General features: G+C 33.1%; 4 protein-coding genes. All 4 read right to left on the bottom strand.

Annotation, left to right across the window (positions count from 1 at the left end):
* Positions 1-22 precede the first annotated feature (22 nt).
* Positions 23-3,763 carry a T9SS type B sorting domain-containing protein gene (locus ACXGSQ_RS05540; protein WP_458628631.1) on the bottom strand — a complete coding sequence of 1,247 codons (3,741 nt, stop codon included), beginning with the start codon at positions 3,761-3,763 and terminating at the stop codon, positions 23-25.
* A gap of 69 nt (positions 3,764-3,832) precedes the next feature.
* Positions 3,833-7,747 carry a hypothetical protein gene (locus ACXGSQ_RS05535; protein WP_458628630.1) on the bottom strand — a complete coding sequence of 1,305 codons (3,915 nt, stop codon included), beginning with the start codon at positions 7,745-7,747 and terminating at the stop codon, positions 3,833-3,835.
* 189 nt (positions 7,748-7,936) lie between these two features.
* Positions 7,937-8,326: a hypothetical protein gene (locus ACXGSQ_RS05530; protein ID WP_458628629.1), complete on the bottom strand. Its 390-nt coding sequence runs from the start codon at positions 8,324-8,326 to the stop codon at positions 7,937-7,939.
* Positions 8,327-8,329: 3 nt separating this feature from the next.
* Positions 8,330-12,820, bottom strand: coding sequence for a DUF6443 domain-containing protein (locus ACXGSQ_RS05525; RefSeq protein ID WP_458628628.1), 4,491 nt, complete (start codon positions 12,818-12,820; stop codon positions 8,330-8,332).
* Positions 12,821-12,860: the final 40 nt, after the last annotated feature.

The raw sequence follows: 12,860 nt of genomic DNA, 5'->3' as shown, positions 1-12,860 counted from the left end.
AGCGAGGAAAGAAATCATTGTTTTATCTCTTCAACGCAAAATGACCCGTATAGGTCTTACCATTTTGGCGCTCTAAAACAAACCAATAATCACTACTAGGAAGTTTACTGCCATTTAGTGTCCCATCCCAACCAAAATCATTTGGTCGTAATTGGATGATGAGTTTACCATAGCGATTATAAATATATAGTTTGTTTAATGGCTCTTTTACAGAATTTTTAATCTGCCAATAGTCATTGTCACCGTCTCCATTTGGTGTGAAAAATCTAGGGTAATTAAGAAGATAAATAGATTCACTGACAATACCACAGCCATTTTTGTCTCTCACATATACAGTGTATTCATCAATTATTAATCCATTAAAAATACTTTCATCTTGATAATTAAAACCATCTATTGAATACTCATAGTCACCATTGCCTTCAACAAATACAGAAATTGCATTAGCGTTCTGTGTCCAATCTACAGCTTCAATATCGGTTATTCTAGCAATATTGGAAATGACAACACTAATAGTTTTTTCAGTACTACAAATTAGACTTCCGTAAGCATTAGACGCTGTAACAGTGTAATTTCCAGGCGCATCAACCATAATACTTCTTGTGGTCTGGCCTGTGGACCAAGTGTAATAATCATAACCTATATCTGCAATAAGCTGAACGGTGTTTCCTTCGCAAATTGGCGTTTCATCATCCATCAACAATTCGGGTTGTTCTTTTACGAAAAGCTGAAAATATGTTGTAGTGTAACATTCTGACAAATTAGAGTTTTCTATCCTTGCATAAATCGTTTGTGGGTTTTGAGTGTTTGTGAAATTTACTCCTAATGCGTTAGTATTATTTTCAGCATCTTCTAACGATACATAATAAGTCACTATATTCACTGTATCCAATTGTCCGTTTAAAATAGCTGTATTTTGACTACTTAAATCAAAAACAGCTATGCCATCATTGCTCTCATCATCACAAGTAAAAAGCGGTTCTGGTTGATGCGCTATTGGTAAATAATGAACACCTAATTGAAACGTGGTTATATCAAAACAATTAGGATTGTTGCGATTTTGAATTCTTGCAAATACCGTTTGAGCCGTAGAATTCACAGTATAAGAATTTAGCAATACGTCTATATTAGCTATCGCATCAACTTCATTTTGAAAATAAAACACTTCAAAAGTTACTGAAGACTGATCGTTTAGAATTTGTGCATCATAATCCGATAGTGTAAATGTATGTTCGCCATCATTCAATACATCATCACATACAAAATCATCAGCTATTGGGTTGGCAATAGGTTGCTGACTTACTATAAAATTTATTACGGTCTCATCGTAACAAGAGGCACTCAATTGATTTTCAACTCTGACTGTTATACTCTGTGTTGTTGTGGTAAAAGGATTTGGTAATGGACTTGGTAATGCCATACCGTAACTATCAAAATAGCTAACCTCCATACCCGATTGCCCATTTAAAATTGTGGCTTCAATAGTAGAAGTATCAAAATTAACTAGACCATCGTTATTAGCATCATCACAAACTATAATATCGGTAACCTGATGCGCTACTGCTGCCGCATCTACAGTAAAAACTATTGGTGTCTCATCATAACAAGCACCGTCTAAATCTTGGGATGTTGCATTGGTGACTCTTGCTGTTATGGTTTGTGAAGCTGTGTTAAATGGATTTGGCAATGGACTCGATAATAGGTTTCCAAGGCCATCTGTATAACTTACCGTAACGTTGGTCTGTCCATTTAATAGTGTTGTTTCAATTGTAGAAGTATCGAAAGCAAAATTACCATCGCCATCATCATCACATTTATCTACAATAGTTACTGCATTAGCAATTGGAATATTCTCTACATGTAAGGTAATATGATGCCCTAACCCCAAACAATCATTATCTAAAGTACTATCTACACGAATAAATATATCTTGTGTGTTTGGGTAGCCTATATTCTGATAATTACTTATATCCGTTATAGCATTAACTTCTGCCAAAGCATCTGCTAGATTACTGTAATAGTTGATGGTAAGCTGCTGACCAGTAGGAAACAAATCTTGCACTTCATTATTAACAGAACTCAAGTCAAAAGTTGCAATGCCATCTGTAGTATCTACACCATCATCGCACTGGTAGAAATCCCTTATAAAAGAAAGTTGTATTTGCGTAGTAGAGACGATTAGATTAATTTGAGAAATAGCATAACAACCATTACTATTTTCTACTCTAGCCCAAATGCTATCCATGCTAACCACTTGATTTACATAATCTGTAATATTTAGTATGGCATTACTCTCATTCTCAGCATCTAATTGAGATTCGTAATAGGTAATAGTTTCATTGATATGATTCACAGAAATCTCAGCATTGGCTTCATTAAGGTTAAAACTGGTAAAACCGTCTAAATCATCGTCACATTGTTTTAACTCTACAATTGGTGTGACTACTGGAAGTTCATAAACACTAATGGTCTTAGCATCTACAGAATTTTCAGCACCAGCAGTAACCGAAAGCGAAACTTCATACGCACCAGCATTGGCATAGGTATGTGTAGGATTTTCATCCGTTGAGGTGTTTCCATCTCCAAAATCCCAAATCAGAGTATCATAAGATTGAGAAATATTAGAGCTAAACTCAGTAACATCACCCTCACAACCATTTTCTACTTGAAACCCAACGTTAAAGAATGATTGCATAAATGTTGGCAAACCAAGTCTTGACTCTCTCCCAAGAAGAATAACCCCAGCATCTACATAGTTACACCCCAATCCAAGTACATTAGGGTTCTCAATAACATCTAAAAAAAAACGTTCTGTTCTGGCGATATATATTTTACCATCTGGTCCTATCTGCATTGAAGCGAAACCTTCATTTTGTATATTTCTCAGTGTGATCCTCGACGAAATAATATCAGACTCATTACCCTGCTGAAGGTCATATTGATAAACCCCACCATAAAAAGCTATATATAACAAGTTACCATTTGGAGAAAATTCAACACCATATGAATTGACAGTTGAATCTAAAGTCATAGGATTACTTATAATTCCTGTGCCATTATCAAAATCAAATAATTGAACTTCGCCGCCTCTAGCAACAGCGAGCTTATTGCCTACAGGTGAAATCTTAATTTGACCACCTATATTTAAAAAACCTGTTGGCGAACCAACTGCAGAAACAACAGGTATAGGATTAACTCCTAAACTGTTAACTTCAAACGCTATAAACTCATCAGTATTGTGACGATGACTTACTACCCAGTAGCCATCCTCATTCTCATTTAACACAGCAATAACTTTCTCATTAACTATGGGTTCTAAAGGTGTATTTTTAATTACAGTAATATCGCCGAGACCATTATTTAACGACATATCCACTTCTGAATACTGCAATCCATTTGTATCTCCCTCATTATAAACATCTACAGTAAAAACATAATATTTATCATCTTCATTAGGCTGAGGAATAACTATAGCCGAATGCGTACTAGACCAGCTACCTGACAGGTCAAATCCATTAGGCATTACATTATGATCTTTATTGTAAACTGAAACACCATCTGTGTAAAACAACAAATTACCATCAGTATCAGAAATCGTGGCACACCCCTCGTTGGTATGTAATGCTCCATCAAGTAAAACAACAGGCGAACCAGAATTAAAATCTAAGCCAGCATTGAATCCAAAGTACCAAATATTAGCTTCATTCTGTCCCTTGACAGAAAAGAAAACAAAGAATGCTAGTATAAATAGGTAATTACGCATTTTAACTTTTAAACAATAACAAAGGAAACATAAATAAATCCCTCTTTATTTAAAGTATTTATGTTATAATTAATTTCCGAAATTATAGTCATTTTTTTCTAAAACATTTCCATAACCGTCAGTTAAATAATCAATTCTTCCATTGAGATCATAGTACATATAAGCCTCTTCTTTACGTTCATTTACCCTACTTATAACTCGACCGTTGTCATCATAGAAAGTTAGACTAATCAATGCATTAGGTAATCGCTCATATAGTTTCATAAGTTCAATTTTTAAATTTTCTGAACTTAAGTTCTGTAGTTGAGAGTAATTAACATCTAATTCATTTACTACATCTTGATGCCTTGCATTAACTATAGAGGCAACTTCGTATAGGTTTGAGTAACCTAAAAGAGTTGAATTATATACATTTTTACCATTAGTAACTTCGAGAAGATTTCCATAAGAATCAACATATGTTACTTCACTATCTAAACGCAATTTTGAAAGTTCGGGTCCTGACCACTTTTCTTTAATATATACTTTATTATTGATATTATCCCAAATTGTTCGTTTTACATCCACAATTTCATTACTTAATTTTGTGGTTGTTTCATAAACGCTTGATATCATATTTTTATCACTAACAAAACTATAATGCTGATGTGCATATCGAAAATGTTGACTTTCTGTTTGTCCTTTACTATTCGTTGAATATCTAGAAATCAATTGACCATTTGAATTATAATTGTAATTCGTTAAAGTTTCTAAAGAATTTCCATCAAAAAATAATTCTTCTTTTTTACTAGTTAGACCAATGTAATGACTGACTCCTGTTGTGTTATTTTTTATGAATTTATTCCAAGTATTTATTGTTTTTCTTTCAATATTATTATTTATGTCTAGTATATGTTCTTCTAATTGTAATCCTGCCATTTGGACATCTTGTGAGCCCGTATTAAATATCTTTTTTATCTTTCCAATAGAATTTGAACCATAACCTTTATTTTCAACAATTACTTCTCCATAATATGTTACATCGTTATTTACGGATGAATACGCATCATTATATGTATAGTTAACTATTCTATCACTTCCATTATCATCATCCAGTTTTATACTACTTACTACAATATCATAGACCTGTTCATTAAAACTATTATCAATAATCCTATATAGGTAGGGATTAAATGATCCATTTACACTTTCACTTCTTAGCCACATAGTCTTAGGAGACAAAAATGGATAGTTACCGCCAAAAGCCTTATTTCTACCAAACGTATTATAATTTATTTGGTATTTCATACCTAAATCTTTCTGACCAACAAACCCATTTTTTTTATCTACATAAAGATATGTTGCACCCGCGAAGTTATTAGAAGTAGTATATTTTTGAACGTAAGCTTGACTTAAACCGTCTGTGTAAGTGAATTTATTAATATAATTTCCGATACTCGCAATAGGAGATAATAAGCTAGGACCTCCTTGTGTGTTATTCGCAAAAATTTCATTACCTGCCACAATAAAATCCCTTGTTATGCCGTTACCCGTATGATTTGAGCTAATCCCAGTACTATTTAGAGATCCCCATTCAAATATATTAAAGTTAGGATTATACTTTAAATATCCCGTATTTAAACCTGGATGATCTTGAAAAGTCATAAAATCCACACCAAAATTTGTTGCACCATAATAACTCGATCCACCAACATCTCCATTAGCCCAATTAACGCCATTAAACCTTCTCGATTTAATCGGGGATTTATAGAAAAAGTCTAGAAGCGTGAACATACCGCTATTCCCGGAAGGAATAAGAGGGTTTCGGTCATCATATGACCCTATAACATCATCTACTGCAATTAAGTTGTAACTAGAATCCCATCTTAAAAAAAGTTCTGGATTATCATCAGCCACAAAACCTGAAATTGCATTGGAAGGAAAAAAATAACTAGGTTTTTCTATACCATGTATTCTTGGATATGCATAGGCAGACCAAGATTTGGTTTTCCATTGGTGCTCAATATCAAGATAATGCATATAATAATTATCTTCATGTCCGACACCTGTAATCATATCTGCACCGCCATCTTCATCCAAGGCTAATATAAAATTATTTCTAGCAGCATAATAATACTGACCAGAACCTTGTTGTATAAGTTTAGAATACCAAGTTGTGCCGTTCCAAGTTTTTATCCAAATACGACCCGTATGATGCGATGCTAGTGCAATAAAATTATCACCAGAAAGTAAGCTTGGATTGCCACTACCGATATGATTGGAAGAAAAACTTGTATATTTCCAATCATGTCCATTTTTTTCTTTATGAAATAAAAATAAATCTGCCCTATCACCAGTATCATAGGCAAACCCATAAAAATCTTCTTCAAAAACTGCATAAAAATCCTTGACGTAATTATTACCATCTAAGGCAATTAAATGCGGAAAAGTAAAAATATCCTCCTCCCATTGTTGACCATTCCACCAAATACGCTTTATTTTAAATCTATATTTTCCAGTACTACCTATAGGGTCTTGTGAATGAAGCACCAATAAACTGTAGTTATTATGAACATTTGCTGCATAAAACGCATATCCTGTTATTCCATTTTGTATAGTTGAGCCATTATAAAAAAGGGATTTATTTAAATAGTTATAAGTAACGGATCCTCCTGAAGGATAATTAATTTTCTTTAACCCTCCTTGAAAAGTACCAGAATAATGGTATTCGAAAGTCTGTGATGGTAAAGAATTAATTTGTCCTTGATAATGATTTTTTTGGGTAATTCCGGTTAAATACCGTTTATTATTACTACCTATAGATTCTATGTTATGACTAAAGTCGTATGACATTACAACTTTGTTATTAGTGTTAAAAATTTCTACGCTTTGCAAAAACTTTTTTTCATAACGCTCTTGATACGCATCTGGTTCACTTATTTCTCGATGTGGTTCATAAAATTCTGAAAAAGCATTCTTAAGACTATAGTTTAATTTAATCTTAGCACCCTTTGACGATGTTATTTCTGTCAAGTAGCTAGCCTCAGTGTGCTTATGACTACTTTGTGAAATATTTTGTTTTCCTTCCGTAAGTTCATACTCAAAATCTAATCTATTTCCCCATTGGTCTTCAATTCTGCTTATATTCCATACCGTTGTGCTGACTCCTGTTGGCTGCTGATTAGAATCGCCTATCCAGTTACCCCAAGTAGAAACTACTTCTTTTGATTTTGATGATTCATTTGGCAAAGGGGCATTAAATTGTGTATTATCAGCATATCCAAAATAATGAGTTATTCCGTCATCTTTTATAATAGACCAATAATCTTCGTCTTTAAATACTATTTCAAATTGACCTGTTATAGGGTCTTGTACAATAATATCAAACCCTCTATGATATTTAATTATCCAATTTGCATGTTTTTCTAATGCAAATTCCCATACATACTCTGTTCTATCCGTACATATCAATTTTGTGTTGGTCGCCCCATCTATTAAATAAAAATCATCGTCCTCTCTAGTTGTTGTTTGTTTATTGTTTACAACAATTTTAGAAATTGGTAAAGACCACCCAACACCAATTGTAGAAACAGGACTATATTTATTAAGTTGACTACCATTTTTAAAGCTAGACTGTCCATTGTATCCTATACCCAAACTATAAGACACAGGTCCAGCATTTATAGCGGACAACGGAACAGAAAAAGCCACTTTACCTGTAGCTTGATTGATACTATTTTGTATAGTTCCTGTTATATCTGTACCTAATTGAAACGTAGAACCAGACGGTGTCCCCACATCGTGGTCACCTACTGATATAGCTGCGGCATTTCTAGCTAAATTTTCTTGAGGCATGCCTACCTCTTCACTAACAGAAGATTTTGCACCTAAGCCAGACTCTTGGATTGGCGTTTTGATTACTTCTTTCTCCTGTGATATAGCTATACTTGTAAAGCAGATTAAAAAAAAGACCGTTAAAAGCGCTTTCATCTTATATATATTCATTTTTCAATTTGTATTTTAGTTTATCATAGCAGCTCTTAATTTATTCAGTTTTGCTTGGATAAAAATTAAAAATATTTAAACTCATTTCGTATAATCATAAATTGCAATCAAACTATTATTTACTTACTACAATGTTTACGTTTTCTAAAAATTTTAAAAAAAACCTCTACAACACATTTATAATAAAGGTTATTTGCTTAGAATTATCTCATTTCTTTTTACTTCAGCATAACCTGTAAAAACATCCCTAAATAGAACTGTTAATACATCTCCTCGGAAATTGTGTTCACAAGGTTCTAAAAAATCATCCATAGTTCTTATAAACTCAGTCATGCGCATATTCCAAATATCAAATTCATCAATTTGTAAAAATTTTTTTTCAAAAAATATAGAACTAATTTTATTTGATTCAACAATAATATACTCAGGTAGGCCTGAAATAACATGGAATTTTGATGAGTTAATACTGTCCTTAATTAATGTTTTATTCTCAATTAATTCAGAAATCCCCTCACCTAATTTAAATTTAGAATAATTGAAATCTTCATTCCATTTCCAAAAACGCATTGATCTTTTCATTTTTTAGTCAATTATGTTTGTTTCTTTCCATTTAAAATATGCGTCGCCTGTGCGTATCGCTTCTTTTGTATATATTTGATTATAAAAATACTTTTTATAATCTATATTATAGTCTTTCAGACTCTGTTCATGAGCTTTATTATGATTAAGTCCATTAAAATTCTTCAAATACATTTCTCTCAATTCATGCGTATAAAAGTTTTTATCAATGCTCGTAGCATTTAATCTTCCCGAAGTAATGTTATCAAGTCGTCTAATCATAACTTCATTAGCCATATCGAAATCAATATCCCCAGAGTTCCTTAAATAATTTTTAATTCTATTAACTCCACTATTTCTAATTTTAACTTTATTAATATCAATTGCTTTACCAGTAAAAGGATTTGTATTATGTGCATATGATTGAAAAATAGAATTACCACCACCACTAATACCTCCATAAATAAGGCCAGTTTTAGCCCCTTGACCAACACCATCCCAAAAATCTCCACCACTACCGGCCGAAAAGAGCCCACCTGTTAATCCGCCTCCAATTGAGCCTCCAATTGAGCCTCCAATCAAATTCTTGAGAAAAGGGGAAGTAACTTTCCATTTGTTGAAAAGTAAGTTTGATCCTTTCCCGATGTATTTCCCGACACCTAGACCTATTCCTGATCCAATTCCAGCTTGAACACCTCCTTGAAAAATCTGTGAAGCATCTCCCCCTTGAATAGCCTCATCTAGTGCGCCAGCCAACGTAGACACAGCAACTGCTCCCGCTGGCCCCATTGTCACAGAAGCCACCCCAGTACCTGCACCTGTTCCAAAATGACCCAAACCTTCCCAAAAATTATCTATTCTATCCCAATTTGCTGCTACGTTAATCGCACCGCCAATAACTGCTGCACCAGCTATAACCAATAGTGGTACTATTTCACCGTTAGGATCAATAAACATCACAGGATTATTACCCATTGCCAAATAAGGACTCGAAAACTGATTCTGAGGATCTGTATTAAACCACCGTCCAACAGAAGGGTCGTACATACGACTACCAAAATCGTACATGTTATAGTCTCCATAATTTAACAGCTCTTTCCCTTGAAATTTATAATTATGTCTAGAGGCATATCCTGACACATACTGTCCGTCATGTATAAGTCCCATGGCATAGTAATCTGTATTGGACTGTATTTCAGACGACGAAACAGTATTACTATTATCAGAATCATGATAGCTTAATCTATTATTACCTAAATGATCAGAGTATGTGTACACATATTTATAAGTACCCACATCATTAATTACGTAACCCTCTGCTGTAGGGAAAGATAGCAATCGTGTACTGACATATTGAAAGCCACCCAAATAATCCACAGTGACAGCCTTATTACCCAAAAACATTTTCATTTGAAGCTTGGTACCATTAGCATCGTAAGTAAACTCAATTTTTCTACCAATACCAATAGTTACTCTTTCTACTAAATCTAGATGATTGTATTCTATGAGCGAAATGTTTTTGTTTTTATCTTTAATAAGATTTCCATTAGAGTCATAATAATAATCGTGAGGTTCAAAAGAGCCTGTTTGTGCAGTATAACCATCATTAAATCCAGATGTGTTATTTGTAAGATCTCCTATGGATAGTAACTTATTTCCATCATCATAAGCATATCCTAACTTATCCATTTGGGTACCCGATTGGTTATTACGGCTCAAGGTCTTAATATTACCGTTAGTATCATAGCGAAGACTGTAGGTTTCAAACTTGCCCGCCCCAGAAGTAAGTGTGTTGCCTTCTCTGTAATTAGATCTCTCAAATCTATTTAACTTATCGTAGTTATAGACATAACTCTTCTTAGTGTTATTATGAGCAGACTTCCATATCGATTGTCTAATATTACCGTTATACATTGGGTCTGAAACGGCACTACCTTCAATAGCATCATTATACTTTAAATTGTAAGCAAATAAATCTGCCCCTAAACTATTAACATCGTTTAAGTTTGTTAACCAACCTTTAATATTATAAGTATAATCCATAGTTTGCAAACCTTGACTACTCGAATTTGCCCCACCTACTTTTTTAGACTCTAATTGACCTAATTCATTATATGTGTTTAAGCTTATTAATTCTTCTTGCTGAGAATTAATTTTTTGATAATGCTTTGTTGGCCGTTCTACATGGTCATATTCAAAATAATCTACAATTTTAAGATTAGTACTCGAATTAAGACGTTTATGATTAGTTTCTGATTCTTCAACTTTACCCCTAAAATCTAACTTGCTTTTATTTTCAGTATAACCTCCTAAATGATTTTTTTCATAAACATCAATCACTTGCGCTTTTTTGTTATAAAATGTATAGCTCTTAGACCAAACATTTGTTGACCCTAAGACTTTAGTCCATGTAGCTGTTAATAAACCTTTAGTTCTATCGGTTACCTCTTGCCCCAAAATTTGTGTAGGCATAGTTGGCAAGCTAGAATCTGTAAAATTGTAATCATCAAAATAATTAACCGTTAAAACTTCAACATTATTATTAGGAAATGCACCAATTGAATAGTTTAAATTCACCCCACCAAAAGGAACAGGTACAGGTGTTCTAGTTTCTACATTAGCTTTGTTTGTGTTTGAATTAATAAAATCATCTACTTGCGTTTGTAAAGCTACACGAGTAGCACTATTTGTGTAAAGTCCACTATAAATTACGCGACCAAAAACATCATATTTATTAAACAACCAATTATCTTGTCCTCTTAAGTTGGCATCTTGAGTCAAAATTGGTCTATCCAATTGATCATAGACCACGTATTCCCAATCTTTCCCAGGTACTTTTTGCTCTATTTGTCGGTTGAATTCGTCATATTTATATTGAAATGCTAAATCATCTAGCTGTTGTTGATCTACTGGAAAAATATTTAAATCTATATATATTGCAATAGATATAGTATCATATGCAGCCGCAGAAGTTCTATCTATAACTAAATTTCCATTTACAATTTTAGCCACACCTATTTGCGCAGAAATAGGATTACCAGAGGGATCTACTAATTGGTTAAAATAGGCATTTATTGGACCCAAAACCATATCAGGAATAGGGCTAGAAGTATTTAGAATTTTAACTGTTTGATTCTTTAAGATCTTTTGAGATAACGACAGACCACCATGCAACCTTTTTGCCCTAAAAGACAGCCTATTATTTATAACTGAAAACGAAGTATTAAGCAGTCCCGCATCACCTTGCTCTAAAAAATCATTTTCTAACCAAGTTTCATAATAATCATCCAATGTTACACCTTGAATTTGATCGACAAGCTTTGGTGTAAGTACATATCTTAAATTACTGTTATCATCATAAACATAATAAGTGCTTAATTTTTTTATCGTACCATTATTATTTTCATAACTGAATTCTACTATTTTTTTTCCATTTTTATCAGTAAAAACATCTTTTGTATTAAGCAATCCGTCACTAAGTTTCCAATTAGCATTTTTTATGGTGTTTTTTATTAGTTCCCCTCTTGCGTAATAAGATATGGCAAAAGGATTTGAGGCATTATTTTCGTTTATGTCAATACGAAAGACTTCATTGGTAGTATTTAATCCATATTCATACTTAGCAGTATGGTCCGTGTCAGAATTGTTTATTATTTGCCAAGCATCCCCTGGAGATGTAGATTCTAATTTTCTATTTAAAGGAGAATTATCATACCTAACTTCTGAATAAGGATGTTGGTCCGCAAAATTAGATTGATAATAATTTGTAATCTGAGAAACAGGATTTGAGATATAGTTCCCAGAATTTTGTGCTGTCGGTAATACTAAATATTGTTTTGAGGCTCTTCCAAATTCATCATATTCAACATGTTGTAATATGTCTTTTTGATTAGGAGTTTGTTTAACACCTATGGATTGCTTTACTTTTCCAAAACCATCAAAGTAAGTTACATTTTCAATTTTTTCTATTGTATTAGCTACTCCACCTTGCTTTAGACTAATGTGATCTATATAAAAATAAGTATTTGAACTTGTATTGGTATCATCCTTATCCACATTCAATGTCATGCTATTACCCGTAGTCAACATAGTATGACTATATTGATGAGTCCCAGATTGCACGTTACTACTCAGGGTTCTGTAATTGACTAAATTCCCATTAGGATCAGTCTCTTTAAAATAAATTCTAACATTAGATTGTGTATTTCCCTTATCTAGGGTTATACTAATATTAAGAACCTCCCCCATAGAGGTAACAAACCCAGTTAAAGAGTGTTCTACTCCCTCCCAAGCACTATTAACGTTAGCCTTAACTCTTCCATTCTCTAGTGAAAGATCAACACTCCCTCTAGGTAACCAACCTCCAAAACTTGAGGTGAACTCACTATCTATCATAACAGTTTCTAAATATTCTGTCGTCTTAATGTAGTTTTGGTCTTGAGATTGAGCTACTACATCATTAAAAATTAGAAATAGAAATGTTAGCGCTAAAAAATAGTGTTTAATTTTTATCATACCTACCTAAGAATTTATACATGAAACTTTTATTTTAAAA

Source organism: Winogradskyella sp. PC D3.3 (assembly GCF_054366245.1).
The sequence above is the reverse complement of the archived record's forward strand: the minus strand, read 5'-3'. Positions and strand labels throughout refer to the sequence as shown.